Origin of the sequence: Sinomonas humi (assembly GCF_000802235.1) — a bacterium.
GTDB lineage: Bacteria > Actinomycetota > Actinomycetes > Actinomycetales > Micrococcaceae > Sinomonas > Sinomonas humi.
Map to the genome: position 1 here is coordinate 114,574 of NZ_JTDL01000141.1, position 23,048 is coordinate 137,621.

The window sequence follows — 23,048 nt, forward strand, 5'->3', positions numbered from 1 at the left end:
AGCGAGGCCTAGCGTCCGAGAGGAGGGGCAGACATGCGGGGACGGCAACAGCCGGGACGCCAACAACTGCGGCACGAAGGACGACGACGGCGGCGGGAGCCGCTGCGCGTGGGCTTGGTCTGTGGTCGGCCCAGCACGGAGTTGGACGGCGTTGCGGGCTATGTCGAGCGGCTCGCCCAGGAATTGCCGGCCGCGGGCGTGGAGCCCGTCGTCGTTCCCTGCGGCCCAGACGCCCGCGCCGCCGCCGCCGCGGGACGGACCTTGGCCAAACTGGATCTCGACGCCGTCCATGTCCAGTTCGCGCCGTCGATGTACGGCTTCCGCGGATCAATCGGGCTCCTGCCCCTCGTGCTCCCGCGCTCGGTCCCGCTCCTGACGACCCTCCACGAATACGGCTCGTGGGAACTCCCGATAGCGCGCCCGCGCCCGCTGCGAAGCGTCTATCCGTGGTCGGAGCGGCACGTCGTGCTGGACCGCGAAACCGGCTTCCTCGTCCCGCGCAGCCGCGCCGTCGTCGTCACCAACCCCGTCCACCTCGCCACGCTGCAAAACCGATTCCACGGCCACGTCCCTGGGCGGCACATCCCCATCGGAGCGAACGTCGAGGTGGCACGGGAGGCGAGTCCTGACGGGTCGCGGGAGCAGATTCGCACCCAGCTCGGCCTCGAGCCCGGGACCACGCTCTTGGCCTTCTTCGGATTCGTCCACCCCGTCAAGGGGCTCAGGTATCTCTTCGAGGCCATGGCGCAGCTCCGCGACGAAGGCGAAGCGCTGCATCTCGCCGTCATCGGCGGCTTCGAATCCCTCGCGCTGCCGGGGCAGGAAGCGAGCGATTTCCGCGCCGAGCTGGAGGGCCGCGTGGGCGCGCTCGGCCTGAAGGGGCAAGTGACCTTCACGGGGTTCCAGCCGCCGGAGGAGGTTTCCCGCTGGCTCTTGGCCAGCGATCTCGGCGTCCTCCCGTTCACGGCCGGAGTCACCACGAAGAGCGGATCCCTGCTCACGATGCTGGCCCACGGGCTCCCCGTCGTCGCAACGGCTGGCGAGGACGAGTCGGTCGAGGACGGCGAAACCTGCGTCGCGGTGCACTCGGTGCGGGACGCCGAAGCCCTGGCAGACGGGCTGCGGCGCGCCCAGCGCGACGGCGGCCTGCGGCGTCGCGTTGCCCGGCAGGGCAAAGCGCTCGCGGCCCGGCGCTCGTGGCAGGACATAGCGCGGCGGCATGCCGACGTCTACCGGGAGGTGGCGGGATGAGCAGCTTCCGGAGGATCCTCTTCGTCGATGTGATGGGAGGACTCGGCGACGTGGTCCTTGCCCTGCCGGCGGTCCACGCCCTCGCACTGTCCCACCCGGAGGCGGCAGTCCACGTCCTCACGCTCGAGCCCTGGCATGTGCTCCTCGAGGGGGATCCCCTGATCGACGAGGTGATTCCCCTTGCGGGGCGGGGGAGCGAGGACGTGCAAGGCGCCGCCCGAGAGGCGCTCGCGCGCATCCGGCCAGACCTGAGCATCACGACCAATCGCCGCCACGGGCTTCCCGAGCTTCTCGAGGCTGCCGGCGGGGTCGCTGTCACCAACCTCTGGCGCTCGCCACCACCCGATCAGCGAGTGGACGAGCGCTATCTCGAGCTTCTGGCCCGTGACGGGATCATCGAGCCCCACTTCGTCGGGCAGCCGCCACGCGTCGCGGTGACGCCGGAGGAGCTCAAGGCGGCTGGGGAGCTCCTCGCGGCGCTGAACCCAGCGGGGCGGCGCCCCGTGTTCCTCGTGCCCGATTCGGGGATGGCGGTGAAGCGCTGGCCCCAGCAGCACTGGGCACGGCTCACCTCGATGCTCCTTCGGTCCGGCCAGACCCCTGTCCTCGTCGCGGAGGAGCCGGAGAGCTGGCCGGCGCTCTCCGATGCCGGCGCGGTCCGGACTCCGCGGCTGTCCCTGCGACAGCTCGCTGCGCTCTACGCGGCCGCCGCCGAGCGCGAAGGCGTCTGCGTCGGCGGCGACACAGGCCCTGTCCGGCTCGCGACGGCCGCGGGGATGCACGCCGTCGGCCTCTACGGGCCGACGGTTGCCGCGCGTTACGGGCTGCACCCAGAGCTGGGCGTGAATCTGCAGGGCCTGCCGGGGTGCCCGGAGCGGCATCCTGCCAACTTCACTGAACAGGTGTGCTGGTGGGACGCGCAATGTCCGTTCGCTGACGGAGGCGAGCCCGGTGGGCCTGCCTGCATGAGCCACATCGCCCCCGAGGAGGTGGCTGCGGCACTCGGGATCTAGCGTTACTCGCATTATGGCGGCCGTTGCCGCCATGTGAGAGTTGTGGCACCATCGACTTATGCCCTCCATCACTCCCGACGAGCAGCCTGTCGATGAGGAGAAGCGCGCCAAGACCGACATGGTCGGCAAGGCGCTCAGTCTCCTCGTCATGCTCGGGGACGCTCCCGGTGCCACAACCGCGGCCGACCTCTCGCGCCGCGCGGACCTGCCGTTCAGCACGGCGTACCGGCTCCTGCAGTCCCTCCAACGGGCCGGCTTCGTCGACTTCGAGCCAGAGGGCAAGAAGTACAGCCTCGGCCTGAGGGTCTTCCAGCTCGGCCTCTATGTCGCCAACAGCCTCGGCTTCGCCGGCACGGCAACTCCGGTGCTCTCGCGCCTCACAGAGAAGACCCAGGAGGCGAGCATCCTCGCCGTCCCGGATGAAGACCGGTTCCTCACCGTAGCGAAGGTGGACGGACCGAGGGCCTTCCGCGTAACGAGCGATCCCGGCTACCGCGGCTTCCTTCACTGCTCGGCCGTCGGCAAGGCCCTTCTCGCCTTCGCCCCCGACGAGGAGCGCGAGCGGCTCGTCGAGTCGATCGACCTCGTGCCCGTCGCGCCGAAGGCCATCACGGACCGTGGCGAGTTCCGCGCGGAGCTCGATCGCGTCCGCAGCCAGGGCTATTCCCTCATGGACGAAGAGAACGAGGTCGGCATGCGCGCCATTGCGGTGCCCGTCCTGGCCGACTCACGCCCGGGTGAGGAGGCGAGGGCCATCGCGGCCATTGCCTGCTCCGCGCCGACCGTCCGCATGAGCGTCGAGGACCTCGTCGACCAGCTCCCCGCCCTTCGCGACGCCGCCGAGGAACTCGCGGCCCGCCTGCCCCGCCCGTAAGAGACCTGAAAGCCTCCAGAAATCCCTGAAAGGACTCCGAGTGAGCCTCCCCACCGAGTCGTACCTGATCGGCCTCATCGGCGACGGCGTCGTCCCGTCCCTCACCCCCTCGATGCATGAGAGCGAGGGCGCAGCGCACGGCCTGCTCTACCTCTACCGGCCGATCGACATCGCCGTCCTCGGACTTCCTGCCGAGAGTGTCGGCGATCTGGTGCGGGCGGCACGGAACCTCGGCTACAACGGCCTCAACATCACCCACCCATGCAAGCAGCTCGTGATCGAGCACCTCGACGAGATCGACGACGACGCCGCTCGCCTCGGTGCCGTGAACACCGTCGTCATCCGCGAGGATGGGCGGACCGTGGGCCACAACACGGATTGGTCGGGCTTTCTGAGCGCCTTCCGCGCGGGCCTCCCCGGCGCGGCTCTCGGGCGCGTCGTGCAGCTCGGCGCGGGCGGCGCGGGCTCTGCCGTCGCCTATGCCCTGCTCACCGCGGGCGTCGAGCACCTCAGCATCGTCGACGTCGACGCTTCACGCGCCGTCGAGCGCGCCGCCGAGCTTGCGGCCATGTTCCCGGGCGCGTCCGTGGAGGGGCGCACGACGGCGGAGCTCGCCTCGCTGATCGAGGCGGCGGACGGCGTCGTCCATTGCACCCCGACGGGGATGGCCGCGCACCCTGGGACCCCGTTCGACGTCTCGCTCCTCGGATCGCGCCACTGGGTCGCGGACATCGTGTACCGCCCGATCGAGACGCAGCTCGTGCGCGAGGCGCGGGCCCTCGGGTGCCGTGTGCTCGACGGCGGACGGATGGCTGTGGGCCAGGCGGTGGATTCCTTCCGTATCTTCACGGGCCTCGAGCCCGACGCCGAGCGCATGCGGGCGCACTTCCTCGAGCTCATCGAGCGTGAGGAGCGTGCAGCATCGGAGGCGCATCCGGACGCTGCGCCCAAGGCCGAGGCAGGAGCCCGCTGATGCGCACCGGGATCGCGACTGTCTGCCTCTCCGGAACGCTCGAGGAGAAGCTGCGGGCGGCGGCGAAGGCCGGATTCGATGGGGTCGAGATCTTCGAGGCGGACCTCGTGACCTCATCGCTGAGCCCCGAGGCGGTCCGGTCCCTCGCCGACGAGCTTGGCCTCGGGCTGGATCTCTACCAACCGTTCCGCGACTTCGACTCAGTGCCTGACGAGCTCTACCGCGACAACCTTCGGCGAGCCGACGCGAAGTTCAAGCTCATGGATCGGCTGGGGATCGAGACGATCCTCGTGTGCAGCAACGTCGCCACAGCAAGCATCGACGACGACGCCCTCCGCGCCGAGCAGCTCCACGGACTGGCGGAGCTCGCGGCCGATCACGGCGTGAAGGTCGCATACGAAGCTCTCGCGTGGGGCACGTTCGTGAATGACTTCGAGCATGCTTGGCGGGTCGTGGCCGATGCAGACCACGCGAACCTCGGCACGTGCCTCGATACGTTCCACATCCTCTCCCGAGGCTGGGACACGGAACCGATCGAACGGATCCCGGGGGAGAAGATCTTCTTCGTGCAGGTTGCGGACGCGCCCAAGCTCTCGATGGATGTTCTCAACTGGAGCCGTCACTACCGGGTCTTCCCCGGCGAGGGCCAGTTCGACCTGCCCAAGTTCCTCGGCCACGTAGCACGCACGGGCTACAACGGGCCGGTCTCGCTCGAGGTCTTCAACGACACGTTCCGGCAGGCCGACGTCGAACGCACCGCGGTCGACGCCATGCGCTCCCTCATCTGGCTCGAGGAGCGCACGGCGAAGCATCTCGCCGCCGGAACCGCGGAATCCGGCGATCCGGCCGCCACACCGACCCCCGCCCAACTCGCAGCCGCTTCCCGCGCCTATCCCATGCCGCTGACGACGCTTCCGCAGGTCGCACCGCCGTCGGGCATCAACTTCGCCGAGGTCAAAGCGGACCCCGCGGCGGCCGGCGCCAGCGAGCTCGAGCGGCTTCTAGCACAGCTGGGCTTCGAATCCAGGGGCGAACACCGGACCAAGCCTGTGAGCCTGTGGACGCTCGGTGACGCGCGCATCATTCTCAACCGCCAGCAGGCCCGCGGTGTCGCACCGGCGATCTCAGCGCTCGGCTTCGACGTCGAAAACTCCGTGACCGCCGTCGCCCGCGCCCTGCAGCTGAAGGCCGTCGCTGTGCCCCGGACGTCCCAGGCCAACGAGGAGGTGCTGCAGGCGGTCGAGGCACCGGACGGCACTGAGGTGTTCCTCTGCCAGGACACGCTCTGGGCGGAGGAGTTCGGGGCTGGGCTGCCGGCGTCCGCAACGGAGCCGCCTGCCGCGCGCATCGACCACATCAATCTGGCGCAGCCTTGGCAGCACTACGACGAGGGGGTGCTGTTCTACTCGTCGGTGCTCGCGCTGAGCCCGCAGCCGTCCCAGGAGGTCTCGAGCCCGGCTGGGCTCGTGCGCTCGCAGGTCATGCAGACAGAGCTTGTCGGCGGCGAACGCGCAGTGCGGCTCGCGCTCAATCTGGCACCGTGGGTGCAGGCCGATAGCGTGCGAGGCACGGTCGCGGACACTTTCCAGGAGCACATCGCAATCGCGGTGCCGGATCTCATTGCCACCGCACGCGCGTGCCGGGCGCGGAAGCTGCCCTTCCTCGAAATCCCGGAGAACTACTACGAGGACCTCGACGCGCGATTCGGGCTCGAGCCCCAGTTCTTGGCGACCCTGCGCGAACTCGACCTCCTCTACGACCGGGACGAGCAGGGCGATTTCCTGCACTTCTACACCGCCACCGTGGGAAGCGTGTTCTTCGAGATGATCCAGCGGATCGATGGCTACGACGGGTTCGGTGCCCCGAACGCTCCCGTCAGGCACGCAGTGCAGCACGCCGCTCAGAAGTCGAAGTAGGCCTCCTCGCCGTCAGCTCAACGGCTGATGTAGGCGCGGAGGTAGTCGGCCAGTCCCGGGATGGCGAACTCAACGCGGCCGTAGCCGGCCGGTTCGATCAGTCCCGCGTCAATGAGGCGGGCGCGGTACTTGCCGACGAGGCTCGGTCTCGCGCTCATCCTCCGGCCGATGTCGCCGACCTCCGAGGCGGCGTCGTCCTGCGCCATGGCAATGAGGAAGTCCATGTCGCGCGCCGTTGCGGTGGAGAGGGCCGCCTCGATCACCGTGCGCTCGTTCCGACGCCGAGCGGCCGCGATCGCGCGAGCGACTGCGGCGTCGTCGAGGTCGCCGTTTCCCGCCTCGGCCTCCTGCCAGAGGCTGTACCCCACCAGCTGGATGAGGAAGGGGTAGCCTCCCGTGCCCTCGGCGGCGGCCCTCGCAAGCTCGGGTGAGAGGTGGTGTCCGCCCTCGGCGAAGAGCCTCACGTAGGAGTCTGCCGTCTCCTCGATGGAGGCGGAGTGGAGATCTATGCGATCGGCTCGGCGAAGGAAGGTGGCCACTCCTTCATTGAGCAGGTCGGAGACCGCCGCAGGGAGACCCGCGAAGAGCAGGGCGATCGGGAGGCCGTCCCGGATGAAGTGCTGGACGTTGGCAGCCAAGGCCGCGATCTCGCTGCGATCGGCAGCGTGGACCTCGTCGACGGTGATGGTGAGGCCAGTCCGGTGATCGTCGAGGAGCCGTAGCAACTGCTCGCCCGCGTCCCGCCAGCTGACCTGTTCCTCAGGGGGAAGCTGAGTTGTCACGCCGAAGCCTGCGAGGGTGACTCCCGTGATGCGGCGCCCAATGGGGCCGTCCCCGAGCTCGGCAAGCGCTCGGCGCATCGCCTCGCCGATTCGCGCCATGAATCCGGGCGTGGCCGTTTCGGAGATCACGAGCCACCCCTGCTCCTGGGCCAGGTCCTCAGCTGCTCCGAGCATGACGGTCTTGCCAACGCCGCGCGCTCCGGTGAAGATCGTGAGGAGCCCCGGCGCTCCCGACCTGATGGTGAGGCCGTAACCGAATTCGCGAAGCAGCCCCTCGCGACTCACGACGATGGGTGGTGTCGCTCCGGCCGTCGGTCGAAATGGATTCTGCACTCGAGCCTCCGGTGAATCTTGGTGAATCTGGTTAATCCGGTTAATCTTCCTCGAGTCTACGTGGATTCCATGCTCCTTCTCCGGGTAACCACCTCTCACGTTCAGGCCGAGGAGTGGAGGATCCGTGAAGTCCAAGCGAAGTGCCATATTCGGAGTCGCGTGCGCGGGTGCGCTTGCCTTGGCAGGCTGCACCGGTGGGGGAGGGACGACGCCGAGCCCGTCCGCGTCGTCGTCGAGCGCGGCGAGCACTCATGTCTACAGCGAATCCGAACTGCGGAACCTCATCTCAGGCTTGAAGGATTCGGACGGCAACTCGCTGAACCTGTACTCCGCCGCCCAGGTGACCGCGGGCAAGGATCTCGGGAACCTCCTTCTCAGCACGGCCACGGTGGACCCGTCGGACTGCAAGTCGATCGCCACGGCGGGCCTCGTGAACAGCGTCGACAATGGCTCCGTAGCTGTTGCCATCTCGGACAGCCAGAAGCCCCGCACCGTTTCGGCGCAGTCGGGATCGCAAGGACCGGACGCGGAACAGCTCGTGCGGGACATACGCGGCAAGATGACCCAGTGCTCGACCTTCACCGTATCCGCCGTCGGGCAGAAGGTGACGGTCTCGAGCAAACAGCTTCAGGCCAAGACGAACGCTGATGAGACATTCGGTACCGTCAGCACGAAGGGCGGCAATTCGTCCGACATGCTGATGCAGGTTTCGGGTGGCCAGGGCAGGCTCCTCGTCGTGGCGACGAAGAGCGGTGGGAATCTCGGCGACACCGATCAGCAGGAACTCGAGGACCTCGTCAACACCGTCCTCCAGAAGGCTTCCTCGTCCGGGACGTCAGGAACCGCGTCTCCTTCTGACACCTCCTCTGAAAGCAGCTCAAGCTCAAGCTCGAGTAGCGAGACCAGCACGCCGACTGTCACAGAGACCCTCACCGCTACGCCGATGCAGAGCACTCAGAATTCGGGCGGAGCGACGTCGACGAGCACGACTGGCCAATAGCCGCGGCGGGAAGACCGACCTCCTCCAAGAAGGGCAGGTGGTCCTTACCTCGCTAGGAGGATCGAGACGATGGTGGCGGCGGCGAGGGTGAGGAGTGCCAGGGTCGCGGTGCGCATGAGGGCTGCGGGCGGGGCGGCGTTTCCGGCGCGGAGGGCGCGGCCGCGGTAGAGGACGCACCCGGCGATGACCGCGGTGGCGGCCGCGGCGACGGCTGAGGCGATGCCGAGGCTGAGCGCGTTGCCCTCGATCCTGCCCGCGTGGCGGGCCAGGGACCGGGTCCAGGACCGCCAGATGAGCAGGTCTGAGACGAGCAGGGCCAGAAGGGTGCGCCCCCAGGCGAGGGAGGTTCTCTCGGGCTGGAGCCCCGGGTCGCGGGCGTGGAGCCCCGGGTCGCGGGCGGCCTCGGGGTCCGGCTCGTCAGTCACGGGGACACCCCGGCTGTCACCGTGAGAAGAGGATCAGGGCCGCGAACACCAGGGCCGCGAGGGCGACGACGACGGTCATCGCCACGAGCAGCCATGCGTGCGGAAGCTCCCGCTTCTTGCGCATGGCCTGCTCCTGCAGCGACCAGCGGCGGTAGGCCTCGAAGGCCAGGGCCGCCCCGATCGCGGCCAGCGCCAGGCACAGGGCGATGCGGACCGGGGCCGGGGCGATGTCCGGGGTGAGCTGGTCGATCGCGATCGAGCCGGCGAGGATCGCCATCGAGGTGCGGATCCACGCGAGGAACGTGCGCTCGTTCGCGAGCGAGAAGCGGTAGTCCGGCATCTCGCCTTCACGGCGCCACTGCGGCTCCTTGAGTCTCATGGAGTCTTCTCGGTGGTCGAGGTCGCATCGGGCGCGAGGGCGACCGTGCGGAAGCTGCAGTTCCCGCTCGAGGAGTCGGGGGTGTTGGAGGTTCGGGCGGCGACGCGGTAGCGGTTGCAGTAGGACTCGTGGCACAGGTACGAGCCGCCGCGCATGACCCGGCCTGCGCCGATCGTCGGGCCCTGGGGGTTCTGGCGGGGGGAGTTGCGGTAGTACTTGGGCAGGAACCAGTCGTTGCACCATTCCCAGGTGTTGCCGGCCATCTCGTAGAGGCCGTACCCGTTCGCCGGGAAGGTGCGGACGGGGGCGGTGCCGAGGAAGCCGTCGTCCTGGGTGTTGACGGTGGGGAAGGTGCCCTGCCAGATGTTGCAGCGGTGCTGGCCGTCGGGGGTGAGTTCGTCGCCCCATGCGTAGCGTTTGCCGGCCAGGCCGCCGCGGGCGGCGTATTCCCATTCGGCCTCGGTGGGCAGGCGCCGTCCTGCCCACGAGCAGTAGGCCTGGGCGTCGTGCCAGGTGACCTGGACGACGGGGTGGTCCGGGGCGGCGGTCCAGTGGGAGAGGGTCCCGCGGGGGTGGGCCCAGTCGGCTCCGCGGACGTTGAGCCACCAGGGTGCGCCGGCCGCGGCGCCGAGCACGTCGTCGTCGTTCGCCTTGACCAGGAGGTGGAAGACCGCGGAGGTGCCGTAGCGCTCGGCCTCGGTGCGGTAGCCGGTGGCCTCGACGAAGGCCGCGAACATCGCGTTGGTGACCGCGGTCGCGTCGATGCGGAAGCCCGGGAGCTCGACCTCGTGCACGGGTGTCTCGCCGTCGCCCGGGTATCCCTCCCCGAAGGCATCGCCCATCTGGAAGGCCCCGCCCGGGACCGCGACGTCGTCGTGGTGGGCCCGCTGCTCGATCCCGGTGGACGGCACAGCCAACTCGGGAAGGGCTACGCTGCCCGGTCTTTCGGGCATGCAGCAGTCGGGGGTGTGGGCGGCTTCTGTCATGGGATCCATGGTTCCTTCTGGTCTTGCCGTTGCGCCGTCACCTTTGCACGGTGAGGGTCACGGCGCAAGGGGAGGCCCCCTCACAGCGTCCCCGTGACCGCCTGCAGCCCTAGGCTCGTGAGTCCGACGGCGGCCCAGAGCACGCCGCCGAGCAGGAGGGGGCGTGCGCCGGCCTTGCGCATCTCCGAAATCCGGAGATTGAGGCCGATGCCGGCAAGTGCGATCGTGACGAGGAACGTCCCGAGGGCGGAAAGGCCCGGGTGCCATGAGGCGGGTACGGCGCCGACGGTGTCGAGCGCGGCTGCAAGGACGAAGCCGATGATGAACGCTGGGACCATTCGCCGCCAGGGCAGGCGGGAGCGAGTTCCTCCCTCTGCTGCCTGCTCGCGTTTCGTCCTGAGGGCGACGAGTGCCGTGACGATCGGGATGATCATGAGCGAGCGGGTGAGCTTGACGACGATGGCGTACGACGACGCGCCGCCGCCATAGCTCTCGGCTGCGGCGACGACGGACGAGGTGTCGTTGACCGCCGTGCCGCTCCAGAGGCCGAACGAGTGGGCGCTGAGGCCGAGGAGATGGCCGAGCGGGGGGAACAGGAGGACGGCCGCGATGTTGAACGTGAAGATCGTCCCGATCGCGTAGGCGACGTCGGAGTCCTTTGGCTTGATGGCCGCGGAGGCGGCAGCGATCGCCGATGCGCCGCAGATGCCCGTGCCCACCCCGATGAGGGTACGGGTGTCGGCATCGAGACCCAGCGCGCGCCCCGCCAGGGCCGCGCCGCCGAGCGCGACGGCGAGGGTGCCCAGCATGACGGGCAACGAGGTGGCGCCCACTCGGGCGACTTCCCCGAGCGAGAGTCCGGTGCCCAGGACCACGATCGAGGCCTGGAGGACGAAGGTGCCAGCGGCGCGGTAGCCCGCCGTCATCCGCTCCGCTCGAAGGGGCCGGATCCCGGCCGCGGCGAGCACGCCGAGCAGTATCCCGAACACCGGGCCTCCGATGATGGGGGCGAGTTGGCCGAGGAGCGCTGCCGCACCAGCGACGACGAGGGCGACTGCGAGCCCCGGAAGGGCCGCGACGAAGGTGGCGGAACGGTGGCGCGCTTCACGAGGGGCGGGCGGTGTCTCCGATTCGATTCTTCCGTCAGATTTGCCCATGCAATCAACTCTCCGCTGATCCGGCGAAGGCCAGTAGAGGGCAATTCCGCATGGGGGCATGCGCTGGTGATATGGCTTGAGGGTGTGGATGGCGGGTAGTTGCTCGGAGGGAGGAGGTCGACAGGGGAGGAGCCGGGTGAACGCGCGCACGAAAGCCAGTGGACGGAAGCATCCTGTGGCCGCTCTTGCGCTCGGGGTGTTGGCCGGCATCGGCGGGTTCCTGGACACGGGCGGAGTGATCACCGCCGTTTCAGCAGGTGCACGGTTCCAATTCGCGCTCCTGTGGACCGTTGTGCTGGGCCTCGTCGGCTTCTCTGTCTACGCCGAGATGTCCGGCCGCGTGGCGATATCCTCTGCCCAGCCCACGTACGAGGTGATTCGCACCAGGCTGGGCCCACGCCTCGGCGCGGTTCCCCTCATCGCCAATGTGGTCGTGCACGTGCTGGTCCTCGCAGTGGACCTCGTCGGGATGGCACTCGCACTTCAGCTGCTCACCGGCATCGGTTACAGGGTCTGGGTGCCCGTCGTGGCGGTCGCGCTCGCGCTGGCGCTCTGGTTCTTCAACTTCAGCAGGGTCGATACCGGTGCAGCCTTGGCCGGCCTGACCATGCTCGTCATGATTCCGGCCAGCGTCGCGCTTTCCCCGAACTGGGGAAGGGTCGCGGCCGCCGTCGTGCACCCCAACATCTCCTCTTCTTATTCGATCCCCGGGTATCTCTTTGCCACGGCATCTCTGCTCGGCTCGTTCATGACCCCCTACCAATTCGACTTCTACTCGTCTGGGGCGATCGAGGAGGGCTGGACCGGCAAGGACCTCGGGCGGAACCGCATTGTCGCCGTCGTCGGAACCCTCTTCGGCGCGGTCATGACGATGGCCGTCATGACCGCCGGGGCGAAAGCCCTCTACCCGTACAGCCAGCCCGTGGATTCGATCCTGGCCGCAGCGCGGCCCGCTCAAGTTGCGTTCGGCGAGATCGGCTTCGTGGTCTTCGTTGTCGGCGTCTTCTCGGTCTCAGTGGCCGCTTCTGTGGAGCTGTGCCTCTCGGGAGGGTACGGCGTTGCCCAGTACTACGGGTGGGACTGGGGAAAGAGCGCCCCTGCCCGGGGCGCCCCCGCCTTCAACCTCGTGTTCTTGGCGATGATCGCCCTCGCCATGATCATCGACCTCACGGGGGTGGACCCCATCCAGTTCACCGTCATCACGATGGCCTTCGGGTCCGCAGCCCTTCCCTTCACCTTCGGCCCACTGCTGCTCCTCGCCAACGATTCCCAGTTCATGGGCAGGCTGAGAAATACGCTGGCTGTCAATGTCGTGGCGAGCATTGTCTTGGGAGTGCTCGTGCTCACGACCCTTGCAACGATCCCCCTGCTGGTGATTACTGGTGGCAACTTCTAGGCGCGTGAGCCCGCAGGAGGCGGGAATGGACGACGACGGCGGCCGGCGGGGGCTTTCGATGGGCCAGATCATCGACCACGCCATCCTGGACCGTGACGGGCACCGCGCTGGGCGCGTCGACGACCTGCAGTTCGAGCTCGAGCCGGGGCGCTCGGAGGGCGATCCGCCGAGGCTTGTGCTGCGCGCGATCGTCTCGGGCCCGGTGCCTCGGCCGATGCCCAGTCTGCTCGGCGGCATCGCGCGTGCCTGCTACCGGTTGATCGGGGTTCAGGATCCCCGACCGGCTGTCGTCGACTGGTCGCACGTGAAGGCGATCGACGCGTTCGTCCATCTCGACGTCGAGCGGGTTGCAGCTGGCCTGCGGAGGGTGGACGAAGCAGTGCTGCGTTACGTCGGCAAGCTCCCCGGGGCCGGGAGGGAGTAGGGATGATGCTGACCTACAGTCGCCTCCGCGGCCTGGCGGTCTCGTCCGACGACGGGCAGCCTCGGGGCAGGGTCCTGGACCTCATCGTGGCTCCCGACGGAGAGGACATGGTCGTTCGGGCGCTGCTCGTCGTGCCTCACCGCTTCGCCCTCCTTGCCGGACGGTTCAAGCCGCGTCCGAAGACGACCACTATTCCCGCAAGCCACATCGCTGCGATCGACGAGAACGGAATCCGCCTCAGGGGGAACGATGGCTGAGGCAATCATCGGGTGGGCCATCAGTGTCCTGGTGGCCGCCGTCGTCGTCGGCTTCGTCATCTATCTCTTCGCGGTGGCCCGCCTTCCCGAGGAGCGCCCGCGCGTCCCTACCTATGACAGGCGGGGGAGGTTCATGGGCCGGTACGAGAACCCGGGAGAGCAGATCGCCCCCGGCCGGCGCGGAGACCCACGGGCACAGCGGAAGACAGCTGGGGAGTAGGTTGCGCGAAAGCGACGTGAAACAGATCGGCCGGAATGAGGTTCCCGGCAGCGGGCGCGGGTAAGACGCGGCTAAGTCTGCTCTTTTTAGAGGAGGGAACCGAGGACCTATGGCAGCCATGGACCGGATAGCGGAACCGTGGGGTTCCAGAAGCCCCTACGGATCGGGCGAGGCGTGGCCCGTCCGGGTGGATACCCACTTGGCCTCGGGCATCGCGCCGGGCGAGGTCGACAGATGGGTGCAGACCGCATCCCTCCTGCATTCCAACGGCGATGCGATGGACATCGCGGTCAAGGACGAGCGGATTGTGGGCGTTCGCGGCCGAGCTGTGGACCGGGTGAACCATGGGCGCCTCGGGGTCAAGGACCTGTATGGATGGCAGGCCAACTCGTCCCCTGACCGGCTGACGCGCCCGCTCATCCGGGAGGGCGGCCGCCTCGTCGAGACTGACTGGGACACGGCAATGAACCGCATTGTCGAACGGACGCAGCAGCTCCTCGCGGAGCAGGGTCCGAGCGCGATCGGCTTCTATACGACCGGTCAGCTCTTCGCGGAGGAGTACTACACGCTCGGTGTCCTCGCCCACGGCGGCCTGGGGACGAACCATGTGGACGGCAATACGCGCCTCTGCACTGCCACGGCGGCCGCGGCGCTCAAGGAATCCTTCGCGAGCGACGGTCAGCCCGGTTCCTACACGGACGTCGATCATGCGGACGTCATCGCGCTCTACGGGCACAATGTGGCCGAGACCCAGAGCGTGCTCTGGATGCGGATGTTGGACCGGTTGGCTGGTCCGAATCCACCGAAGATCCTCTGCGTTGACCCTCGGCCCACCGAGGTCGCACGCCACGCGACCGTCCATCTGGCGCCGCTGCCCGGCACCAACGTGGCCCTCATGAACGGGCTCTTGCACGAGATCATCGCGAACGATTGGGTGGACCACGCCTATGTCGAGGCCCACGCGGTGGGCTTCGATGAGCTCGTGAAGATGGTGAAGGACTACACGCCGGAGACCGTCGCGCACATCTGCGACGTACCGGCTGAGAAGATTCGCGAGGCAGCGTCGATCCTCGGGCACGCGGAGCGCCTGCTCTCGACGGTCCTGCAGGGCTTCTACCAGTCGAACCAGGCGACGGCGGCCGCCGTCCAAGTCAACAACATCAACATCATCCGCGGAATGCTCGGAAAGCCGGGGTGCGGGATTCTGCAGATGAATGGCCAGCCGACCGCCGAGAACACGCGCGAATGCGGGGGCGACGGCGATTTGCCAGCCTTCCGCAATTGGTCGAATGAGGTGCACGTCAAGGATCTTGCAAAGGTCTGGAACGTGGATCCGATGGAGATTCCACATTACTCGCCCCCCACTCACGTCATGCAGATGATGCGTTATGCCGAAGACGGCTCGATCAGGATGCTCTGGGTCAGCGGGACGAATCCCGCTGTCTCGCTGCCCGAGCTTCCGCGGGTTCGCGCAATCCTCGAGCAGGAGCGGCTGTTCGTCGTTGTCCAGGACATCTTCCTTTCCGAGACCGCTCAATTGGCTGATGTCGTCCTCCCTGCAGCGACTTGGGGCGAGAAGACCGGAACCTTCACCAACGTCGACCGCACGGTGCACCTTTCCGAAAAGGCCGTGGAACCGCCGGGAGAAGCCAAAGCCGATCTGGACATCTTCATCGACTACGCCCGCCGTCTGGGGTTGAAGGACAAAGACGGGGCTCCCCTCGTGAAATGGGATGACGCAGAATCCGCTTTCGAGGCGTGGAAGGAATGCAGCAGGGGAAGGCCCTGCGATTACACAGGCATCACGTACGAGAAGCTGCGCGGCGGGTCCGGAGTCCAGTGGCCGTGCAACGACGAGAACCCCGACGGCACGGAACGGCTGTACGAGGGCGGGAAATTCTTCAGCACGCCCGAATACTGCGAGAGCTATGGGCGTGACCTCGTCACCGGCGCACCGGTTGAGCCGACGGAATACAAGGCCCTGAATCCCACGGGGAAAGCGATCCTGAAGGCTGCCGAGTATGTCCCTCCGCACGAGATCCCGAGCGAAGGATTCCCCTTTATCCTCATCACTGGACGGACGCTCTACCACTTCCATACGCGCACCAAGACGGGCAGGGCGCCGCAGCTCCAGGCAGCGGCCCCCGACGTATGGGTGGAAATCTCGGAAGGCGATGCCGCCGTCGTCGGAATTTCGGAAGGTGACCTTCTCGAGGTGACGAGCCCCAGGGGCTCAGTGAAAGCCAAGGCCAGAATTACGGACATCCGCAAGGGCGTCGTGTTCCTGCCTTTCCATTACGGCTACTGGGACACCGAGGGCGGCTACGAGCCCGAGGATGCGGGGCGCGCCGCGAACGAGCTCACCATTACCGATTGGGACGCCTGCTCGAAGCAGCCCATCTTCAAGACCGCGGCGGCGCGGGTGGAAAAGGTGAGCGCCGCGGACGGCCCTTCGCCGGCGCCCACGACGACGGCGTCCCGCCCCGCGGGCCCCGCCGCGGCCTCAATTTCGCCGACGCGCGGCAATCAGTCGGCCGAAGCAGACGAGGAATTTGCGCAGCAATCCGCGGGAGGGACGCTATGAAGATCGGACTCGCGCTCGAGGAACTCCACCGCTCGGAGGCGGAACTCGCACATGAACTCCTGAAGATTTCCGAGCGCCACAAGGTGGACCACGAGATCTTCCACCTCGCGAAGGATCTGGCCCGGTGGTCCCAGCAGCACGTCCGGGACATCGCGGAAATCGGCAAGGATTACGGGCAGGATCACTTGGATCCGGAAGCGGGCACAAAGCACGGGCCCGTCGATGCAATTGTGGAGAAGGGCAGCGAGCTCATCGGCCGGATGAGCTCCCCTGCCCTCCTGCTTCTGCGCGACCTGCGGGAGGTGTACATGAAGGCTGCCGGCGTCTCAGTGGACTGGGAACTTCTCGCCCAGGCTGCCCAGGGGATCAAGCACCGCGACCTCCTCGCACTGGCCCAGAAGGACCACCCCGAGACGCTCCGCCAGATGCGCTGGGCCAATGGCAAGCTCAAGGAGAGTGCGACGCAGATTCTCGTCAGCTAGGAGCACGCCTCCACCGGATTGGTGAGTTCGCCGAGTCCGTCGATGCGGACGCTCACGTCGTCCCCCCTGCTCACGGCGACCGCCGCCCCGGGCGCGCCTGTGAGGACCAAATCTCCGGGTCCGAGCGGCATGAGCCTCGACAGATAGGCCAGGATCTCTTCCGGATCCCGGGCCAGGCCCTTGGTCGAGGCTGTCTGCGCCTCCCCGCCCACCGTGACGGTGATCGCCGCGTCGGCCGGATCGAGGTCCGTCTCGATCCACGGACCGACGGGGGTGAACGTTGGCCTGCTCTTCGCCTCGGTCCAGAGCGGGTCTCGGCTCTGAGCGGTGCGGTCGGTGACGTCGTTCGCGATGGTGAAGCCCAGAACGCAGGAGAGCAGGTCCGCAGGCCGGACGTCCGCCGTCTCCCGACCGATGACCATGGCGAGTTCGCCCTCGGCGACGACGCGGCCGCCGTCGTCCGGCAAGCGCACGGCGGCGCCCGGACCGACCACGGAGCGGGCCGCCTTCAGGAACGCTGCCGGGGGCAGCCCACGGTCGGACGGCCCGGTGTTGTGCGCCATCCCCACAACCGTCCGGGGCTCGACGGGTGCGAGCAAGCGCGCGCGGGCGGCGGGCACCCGAAGCCCCGCCTGCCGCGCGTGCGCCCCAAAGGGGTCGAGCAGGAGTGTGAAGCCCTCCTCATCCCAGCTGGCATAGTCCACTCCGCCCGCGTGGGCGATCCTGCAGATGCGCATCTCAGGAGCTAGACGCGGATCTCAGGAGTCCGCTCCTGTACGGAGGGCAGGTCCGGACGACTTGTGCGGACGGGGTGCCCGCACGAACGGGATGAGGATGGCGGAGCCGGCGAGGCTGAGGGACATGAGCAGGAACGATGCGCTGCTCGAGCCGGTAGTCCCATCGAGCCATCCCACGAAGTACGAGCCAGCGAAACCGCCGAGGGCACCGAGGGAGTTGACGAGCGCGATCGCGGGTCCGGCCACGTCCCGGGGCATGAGCTCGGGAATGGCGGCGAAGAACGGTCCGTACGGAGCGTACTGGGCAGCGCCTGCGATCACGAGAAGGACGAAGGCCGCCCAGAAGTTCTTCGTTCCGAGGAGGTAGGAGCCGTAGAAGGCCACCGCGCTGAGGGCCAGCCACGGCCAGACGTAGCGGTTGCGCCGGCCCGAGCGGTCGGAGAGCCGGCTGTTGAGCACCATCAGCACGACGGCGAACACGTACGGGATCGCGGAGATGAGGCCAGTCATGCCGATGCCTTGGCCGCCCGCGGCCTTCACGATCGACGGCAGCCAGAACACGAAACCATAGACGCCCAGGCTCCACAGGAAGTACTGCACGGAGAGCACGACGACGTTACGCGAGCGGAGCGCGGTCCACAGGGAGGCGACAGGTGCCATCGCATGCTGCTCGGCGGTGAGGGCATCCTCGACGTAGCGCCGTTCGTCGGGATCGAGCCAGCTCGCCTCATGCGGGTGGTCGCGGACGAGGGCACGGAACACAAAGGCCCAGATGATCGCGGGCAGGCCCTCGATGATGAACATCCATCGCCATGAGGTGGCCTGGACGAGGTACCCGGACAGCGCCGTCAGCCACAGCACGGTCACCGGGTTGCCCAGGATCAGGTAGGTGTTGGCGCGCCCGCGTTCGGCCTTCGTGAACCAGTGGCTCAGGAAGATGACCATCGCTGGCAGAACGGCGGCCTCGACCACACCGAGGAGGAAGCGCACCACCATGAGCAACGGGACCGAGGAGACGACGCCCTGCAGGGAGGCTAGGACTCCCCATGCGAGCAGGCTCCAGAAGATCAGGTTGCGAGCACTGCGCCGCTCCGCGTAGACGCCGGCGGGCACCTGGAACAGGAAGTAGCCCAGGAAGAACAGTGCGCCCAGCAGGGCCGAGACGCCAGCATCCAGATGGAGGTCGGTCTTCATTCCGCCCGCGACGCCGATCGAGTAGTTCGAGCGGTCGAGATACGCGAGCGAGTAGGTCACGAACGAGATCGGAAGGAGCCTGGCCCAACGGGTGCGCCCGGGGGATGCTGCGATCGGGCCGGGAACCGTGCGGGGTTGTTCGGGCATGAGATCACCTCACTGTGATGTCCCTTGCGGGGGTTCGGGTATTCGAAAGGCCGCCGTTCCAGATGATGGAAGGTCTTATCGCCACTTGGAAGCAAGTCTGCCCCCTCGTGGGCCAGACGCACAAGGGGCCACGCGAAATAAATTCCTCTTTATGGCACTGCCTCCCATATGGTGGAAGGTCTGTGGAATAATGCACGTGTGAGCCAGACACCCCCAGATATGGTCGGCAAGGCCCTCCTGCTCCTGACCCTGCTCGGCGACTACCCCGACGGCGCATCCCTTTCGGAGGTCGCGAGGCGGGCAGGCTTCCCCCTGAGCACCGCACACCGACTCGCCTCTGCCCTTGTCCGCGACGGCTACGCCTGCGTCGACGAGACCAGTCGGCGCTACAGGCTCGGGCTCCAGGTCTTCTCGCTCGCCAGCCGGGTCGCGCACCGGCATGGTTTCGCTGGCTCCGCCCTCCCCGTCTTGCGCAGACTCGCCGAGCAGACGTCCGAGAGCGCACTCATGTCGGTCATCGACGGCCACCACCAGCTCTACGTGCACCACGTCCAAGGCAGGCACTCCGTGAGCGTCAGCGGCGAACCCGGTCGGCGCGGCCCCCTCCACTGCACCTCGATGGGCAAAGTACTCGTCGCCTTCGCCCCCGAGGCTCAACGGGACGAACTCGTCGAAACCCTCGAGCTGACTCCCTTCGTGCCCCGCACCATCGTGGACAGGCAGCAGTTCCGAGATGAGATTCGGACGGTCGCAGACCAGGGCTATGCGATCGCGGACGAAGAGCACGAAGCGGGCATCCGAGCGATCGGCGTCCCGGTGAAGGACCTCGACGGCGCCACGATTGCGTCCGTGTCCGTTGCGGCACCCGCATACCGTGTCAGTCGCGAGAAGCTCCTCGACTACCTCCCCGACTTGAACGAGGCCGCCCGCGAGCTGACGATCCTGCTGCCGCCGCGGTAAGCCGTCCTATTCCACCCCACTGACTGATGGTCGAGAATCGGGGGATGGAACACGAAGCCAAGGTCACGTCCACGGTTGTCTTCGTCAGGGACCTTGAAAGGTCCGCCGATTTCTATACGAGCGTGTTCGGCTGCCGGAAGACGCTCGACGCCGACGGCGGCGCCCTCCTCCTCGCGCCCGGTGGGTTCCAGATCTACCTCGTCGCAAAGGGCGAGGAAACGCCCCACCCGCTGGAGGGGATCGGGGCGCAGTACCTGATGTGGGCCGTAGACACCCCGGAAGGTCTGCGGCAGTTCGAAACGTCGTTGAAGTCGGTGAGCGGCGACTCCGACACGCATTCCTCAGGCGGTGTGACCTTCGTAGAGGGCCGGGATCCGGATGGCATCCGCGTCGTCATCGCACATCCCAGCCCCCTGCAGCAGCCCCGTTCGTCGCTCGACAACCGCATCTACAGCTGAGCCGCTGAGCCCTTCGACTCCGTCAGCTTGCCGTCGTCGTCATGCGCCCGCCGTCGGCCGTGAGCGTAACGGCGATGGGCGCCCCGCCCGCAACCGTGACCTGGGTGGCGATGCTCGCTCCCGGGCCCAGGGTCGCGGCGACGGGAACCGCGAACTTGGCCGGATCGCGGCCGATGATCTGCGCGGGCTGACCGGAGGGACTGGTGATGCTCTGAATGCGCACGTCGTGGGCCGTGCCGGGGCCCTCGTTGCGGACGGTGACCTTCCAATTCGTTGTGCCGCCGGAATAGGTCTTCGCGATGGAGGCGACCAGCTTCGCGGGCGCCGGCTGCGCGCCGTCGTCGACCTCCAGGACCAGGGTGTCCCACCCCGGGCCCTTTCCTGCGGGAGCGGTGCTCGGCACCTCGGACGACGACGCCGGGCTGGCGGTAGAGGTCAGTCACCGATCCGTCGGCAGGCTGGACATACAGGACGTAGGATCCCGGAGCGGTACTCCCGGGCTGCCATGCGGGCGGAATGCCGGGAAGCTCGAATCGGCCCTGGGCGTCCGTCCTGACGAAGTACGTCGGCTCTGCGATCGGAAATACGCTGTCGCTGTCCTGAGTGGAGAGGATGACGTGGAAGTCCGCGGCGGGCCGTCCGTCGGCGAGGCGGACCCGTCCTGTGAGGGTAGTGCGCTGGGCTGGGGAGGGATAGAGGGAATCGCTCACCCACGGGGCCCCGGCCCGGTGCTCGCTAATCTCGGCCCGAGCGGTTCGGGCCGCCTCGGCGATCATCGACTCCGGCGCCGTTGGATCCCCGACAGTGAAGAAGGTCAGCCAAGGCCCGTACAGGCGCCGGTAGCCAGCCGGGATCGGGTAGGCGGGCTCGCCATAGTGGTTGCGGGAGAAGTAGTTCAGGATCAGCGCGTCCTGATGGATGCCCAAGTCCTGATGCTGTGGGCCAGCACCATAGAACCCGCACAGCGTTTCGTCTGTGACGCCGCCGAGAGGAGTGAACCACGCGCCGAAGCCGTTCCCGAAGTGGCCGAACATGGGGTTCTCGTGGTGGTAGAGGCTCCAGTCGTACTTGCTGTAGACGGCACCGGCGGGGAGATTGCCCGAGTTGCTCTCCGGGCTGGGCAGGTTCGGGTTGTTGACCCCGTCCACGCGCCACGTTTCGTCCTGCACACTCTGCTGGGTCGCGAGGTAGGCGTAGGTGGGCTGCTGCCCCGCGCCCCGTTCCCAGTTGTAGGCGTGGTCGAGGATGCTGCGGTCCCAGCGCGTGTTCATCCGCACCTCGTTGATCGCGGTGTCGGTCACAGCGGTCATGATGTCGTAGCCGTAGATCCCGCGATGGCCGGACCGCATCACCAGATGGTGCTCGTGCTGCAGCGGCGTGCTCGTCGTGTCCAGGAACGCGACCTCGACCAGCCCCGGCTCTGCTCGAAGGACATCCACCCTCGAGCAGACAAGGCGCGTCTTGCCGCCGGAGGCGTCGACATAGAACGAGTGCTGGCGGTCAGGGTCCCGCGGATTGACACCGTTGAGGTTGTGGGCGAGCTCAGTGCCAGCGACCACAATCGACGTCGCAGTGATGGAGACGTCCTGCCAACCGGTGGGGACTCCGACGTCGTCCCGTCCGAACGCGGCCCGCACGAGCCCGTTGTCCAAGACCAGCTCAGGCACCTGGCTCGGGAAGGCGTAGCTGCCGACCTTGGCGGGTGTCCCGCCAATCAGCACCTTGACGCCCTCGCCCACTGGCGGGGCAGTCGCGGCGGCGGCCGGTCCGATGCCCGAATTGCCTGCAAGCGCCGCTCCGAGCGCGACCCCGCCAAAGCCTTGGACGACCCTCCTGCGGGTGACTCCGTTGGACCCTACCGAACGGAGCTCTCGCTGAGCTGGCTGCATCTGATCTGACTTGTCTGGCTGCATCTCTTGCTCCTCAATGAGCTAGTCGTGCGACGCCGTCACTTTGCATGACGCCTCCGGAAAGCGGTTTCCGAGAAATTGAAACGATTATTTCCAGAGATAGAGGCACAAGTCAATGGTTCAGAGAGGGGGTGTCTCGAACCTTCGGAGTCAGCGGCTCGGGTCGATCATCGTCATGCCGGCGACGTTCGCGGTATCGAAGCCCGGCAGCAGCGCGGCGGCCTCATCGAGCCCGATGACCCGCTCGACGAGCTTCTGTGGTTCGAGCACCCCGGTGCTGATCAGGGCGAGCATTCCCGGGTAGTCCGCGGCGGCCATTCCGTGGCTGCCGAAAACGTCGAGTTCCCACGCGATGACCCGCGCCATGGGCACGCGAGGGTGCCCATCGACGGGCGGCAGGAGGCCGATCTGGACGTGCCGCCCACGGCGGCGCAGGCTCAGGATCGCGTCGGCGCAGGTCTGCTCACTGCCGACGGCGTCGATCGCAACATGGCTTCCCCCGCCCGTCAGTGCGTGCACCTGTCCCGGAACATCGGCACCGCCGGCGAGCAGCGCATGGTCGGCACCGAGGGACGCCGCGACTTCGAGGGCGGCGGCGTTGCGGTCGACGGCGATCACCTTGCCTCCGAGGGCCTTCGCGATCATGACGGCGCTGAGCCCGACGCCCCCGGCGCCGACGACCGTGACCCACTCGTCGGCGGCCAGGCGTGCCCGGCTCGTGAGCGCGCGGTAGGCGGTCGCGAAACGGCAGCCCAGGCTCGCGGCGGCCTCGGAGCTGACGCCTTCGGGGATGGCGACGAGGTTGGTGTCGGCCGCATGGATCACGACTCGCTCAGCGAACGAGCCCCAGTGGGTGAAGCCCGGCTGCTGCTGCTCGGGGCAGACCTGTGCGTTGCCCGACAGGCACCACTCGCAGGTCCCGCAGCCTTCGACGAAGGGAGCGGTGACGCGGTCGCCGAGCGCCCACTTGGTCACTCCGCGCCCGACCTGCGTGACGAGCCCTGCGAACTCGTGGCCGGGGACGTGGGGGAGTGCGACGTCGTCGTGCCCCACCCACGCGTGCCAATCGCTGCGGCACAGCCCAGTGGCGACGACGGTGATCACGACGCCGTCGTCGGGCACCTCTGGCTCCTCGACTTCCCGAACGGCAAGCGGTCCGGCGATCCGATCCATCACAATCGCGCGCACGT

General features: G+C 67.7%; 23 protein-coding genes. 14 read left to right on the forward strand and 9 right to left on the reverse strand.

Annotated elements, in window-relative coordinates; translation table 11 throughout:
- The first annotated feature begins 33 nt into the window (after positions 1-33).
- The 5 genes from LK10_RS16205 to LK10_RS16225 are packed head-to-tail and all read left to right on the forward strand — an operon-like array spanning position 34 to position 6,027.
- The gene (locus LK10_RS16205) at positions 34-1,251 is read left to right on the forward strand and encodes a glycosyltransferase (RefSeq protein ID WP_081998613.1); all 1,218 of its coding nucleotides are present in this window, start codon (positions 34-36) and stop codon (positions 1,249-1,251) included.
- Positions 1,248-2,264: a glycosyltransferase family 9 protein gene (locus tag LK10_RS16210; RefSeq protein ID WP_043125825.1), complete on the forward strand. Its 1,017-nt coding sequence runs from the start codon at positions 1,248-1,250 to the stop codon at positions 2,262-2,264. The genes LK10_RS16205 and LK10_RS16210 overlap by 4 nt, the downstream gene beginning before the upstream one ends.
- Positions 2,265-2,322: 58 nt before the next feature.
- Positions 2,323-3,138, forward strand: coding sequence for an IclR family transcriptional regulator (locus tag LK10_RS16215; RefSeq protein ID WP_052207473.1), 816 nt, complete (start codon positions 2,323-2,325; stop codon positions 3,136-3,138).
- Between the two features lie 40 nt (positions 3,139-3,178).
- Positions 3,179-4,111, forward strand: coding sequence for a shikimate dehydrogenase (locus LK10_RS16220; RefSeq protein ID WP_043125828.1), 933 nt, complete (start codon positions 3,179-3,181; stop codon positions 4,109-4,111).
- Positions 4,111-6,027 (forward strand): bifunctional sugar phosphate isomerase/epimerase/4-hydroxyphenylpyruvate dioxygenase family protein, encoded by a 1,917-nt coding sequence (locus LK10_RS16225; protein ID WP_043125830.1) that lies wholly within the window; start codon positions 4,111-4,113, stop codon positions 6,025-6,027. The genes LK10_RS16220 and LK10_RS16225 overlap by 1 nt, the downstream gene beginning before the upstream one ends.
- Before the next feature lie 17 nt (positions 6,028-6,044).
- Here the strand turns inward: LK10_RS16225 and LK10_RS16230 are convergent, their stop codons facing one another.
- On the reverse strand, positions 6,045-7,142 hold the full coding sequence (locus LK10_RS16230) for an ATP-binding protein (protein ID WP_043125831.1): 1,098 nt from the start codon (positions 7,140-7,142) through the stop codon (positions 6,045-6,047).
- A 124-nt stretch (positions 7,143-7,266) separates the two neighbouring features.
- Here LK10_RS16230 and LK10_RS16235 point away from each other — a divergent pair, with 124 nt between their 5' ends.
- Positions 7,267-8,142 (forward strand): hypothetical protein, encoded by an 876-nt coding sequence (locus tag LK10_RS16235; protein ID WP_052207474.1) that lies wholly within the window; start codon positions 7,267-7,269, stop codon positions 8,140-8,142.
- 44 nt (positions 8,143-8,186) lie between these two features.
- On the opposite strand, the gene LK10_RS16240 is transcribed toward LK10_RS16235, so the two are convergent.
- From LK10_RS16240 to LK10_RS16255, 4 genes are all read right to left on the reverse strand, one after another.
- On the reverse strand, positions 8,187-8,567 hold the full coding sequence (locus LK10_RS16240; RefSeq protein WP_052207475.1) for a DUF202 domain-containing protein: 381 nt from the start codon (positions 8,565-8,567) through the stop codon (positions 8,187-8,189).
- Between the two features lie 16 nt (positions 8,568-8,583).
- The gene (locus LK10_RS16245) at positions 8,584-8,946 is read right to left on the reverse strand and encodes a YidH family protein (RefSeq protein ID WP_043125833.1); all 363 of its coding nucleotides are present in this window, start codon (positions 8,944-8,946) and stop codon (positions 8,584-8,586) included.
- On the reverse strand, positions 8,943-9,932 hold the full coding sequence (locus LK10_RS16250) for a formylglycine-generating enzyme family protein (protein WP_081998624.1): 990 nt from the start codon (positions 9,930-9,932) through the stop codon (positions 8,943-8,945). Before LK10_RS16250 ends, LK10_RS16245 begins: the two co-directional genes overlap by 4 nt.
- 80 nt (positions 9,933-10,012) lie before the next feature.
- On the reverse strand, positions 10,013-11,089 hold the full coding sequence (locus LK10_RS16255; RefSeq protein WP_043125834.1) for a YeiH family protein: 1,077 nt from the start codon (positions 11,087-11,089) through the stop codon (positions 10,013-10,015).
- Between the two features lie 175 nt (positions 11,090-11,264).
- On the opposite strand from LK10_RS16255, the gene LK10_RS16260 reads away from it, so the two are divergent.
- The 6 genes from LK10_RS16260 to LK10_RS16285 all read left to right on the forward strand — a co-directional run bounded on the left by LK10_RS16260 (position 11,265) and on the right by LK10_RS16285 (position 16,452).
- Entirely contained in the window at positions 11,265-12,485 is a 1,221-nt protein-coding gene (locus tag LK10_RS16260) for an NRAMP family divalent metal transporter (RefSeq protein ID WP_043125836.1), read from the forward strand.
- 4 nt (positions 12,486-12,489) lie between these two features.
- The gene (locus tag LK10_RS16265; protein ID WP_156144218.1) at positions 12,490-12,909 is read left to right on the forward strand and encodes a hypothetical protein; all 420 of its coding nucleotides are present in this window, start codon (positions 12,490-12,492) and stop codon (positions 12,907-12,909) included.
- Between the two features lie 2 nt (positions 12,910-12,911).
- Positions 12,912-13,166: a hypothetical protein gene (locus tag LK10_RS16270; RefSeq protein ID WP_043125840.1), complete on the forward strand. Its 255-nt coding sequence runs from the start codon at positions 12,912-12,914 to the stop codon at positions 13,164-13,166.
- Complete coding sequence (locus LK10_RS16275) at positions 13,159-13,386, forward strand: hypothetical protein (protein ID WP_043125843.1); 228 nt, start codon at positions 13,159-13,161, stop codon at positions 13,384-13,386. The genes LK10_RS16270 and LK10_RS16275 overlap by 8 nt, the downstream gene beginning before the upstream one ends.
- Before the next feature lie 109 nt (positions 13,387-13,495).
- Positions 13,496-15,970, forward strand: a complete 2,475-nt coding sequence (locus tag LK10_RS16280; RefSeq protein WP_043125846.1) for a molybdopterin oxidoreductase family protein — start codon at positions 13,496-13,498, stop codon at positions 15,968-15,970.
- Positions 15,967-16,452 carry a hypothetical protein gene (locus tag LK10_RS16285; protein WP_043125850.1) on the forward strand — a complete coding sequence of 162 codons (486 nt, stop codon included), beginning with the start codon at positions 15,967-15,969 and terminating at the stop codon, positions 16,450-16,452. The genes LK10_RS16280 and LK10_RS16285 overlap by 4 nt, the downstream gene beginning before the upstream one ends.
- Here the strand turns inward: LK10_RS16285 and LK10_RS16290 are convergent.
- Positions 16,449-17,189 carry a fumarylacetoacetate hydrolase family protein gene (locus LK10_RS16290; RefSeq protein ID WP_043125852.1) on the reverse strand — a complete coding sequence of 247 codons (741 nt, stop codon included), beginning with the start codon at positions 17,187-17,189 and terminating at the stop codon, positions 16,449-16,451. The two genes, LK10_RS16285 and LK10_RS16290, sit on opposite strands and share 4 nt — an antisense overlap.
- 21 nt (positions 17,190-17,210) lie before the next feature.
- Entirely contained in the window at positions 17,211-18,530 is a 1,320-nt protein-coding gene (locus LK10_RS16295; protein ID WP_052207476.1) for an MFS transporter, read from the reverse strand.
- A gap of 198 nt (positions 18,531-18,728) precedes the next feature.
- Here LK10_RS16295 and LK10_RS16300 point away from each other — a divergent pair, with 198 nt between their 5' ends.
- On the forward strand, positions 18,729-19,490 hold the full coding sequence (locus LK10_RS16300) for an IclR family transcriptional regulator (RefSeq protein ID WP_043125854.1): 762 nt from the start codon (positions 18,729-18,731) through the stop codon (positions 19,488-19,490).
- A gap of 44 nt (positions 19,491-19,534) precedes the next feature.
- Positions 19,535-19,948 (forward strand): VOC family protein, encoded by a 414-nt coding sequence (locus LK10_RS16305; RefSeq protein WP_043125857.1) that lies wholly within the window; start codon positions 19,535-19,537, stop codon positions 19,946-19,948.
- Here LK10_RS16305 and LK10_RS16310 read toward each other — a convergent pair.
- Positions 19,939-21,861 carry a hypothetical protein gene (locus LK10_RS16310; protein ID WP_043125859.1) on the reverse strand — a complete coding sequence of 641 codons (1,923 nt, stop codon included), beginning with the start codon at positions 21,859-21,861 and terminating at the stop codon, positions 19,939-19,941. The two genes, LK10_RS16305 and LK10_RS16310, sit on opposite strands and share 10 nt — an antisense overlap.
- Before the next feature lie 147 nt (positions 21,862-22,008).
- Positions 22,009-23,046, reverse strand: a complete 1,038-nt coding sequence (locus LK10_RS16315) for a zinc-binding dehydrogenase (protein ID WP_043125861.1) — start codon at positions 23,044-23,046, stop codon at positions 22,009-22,011.
- Between the last annotated feature and the right edge of the window lie 2 nt (positions 23,047-23,048).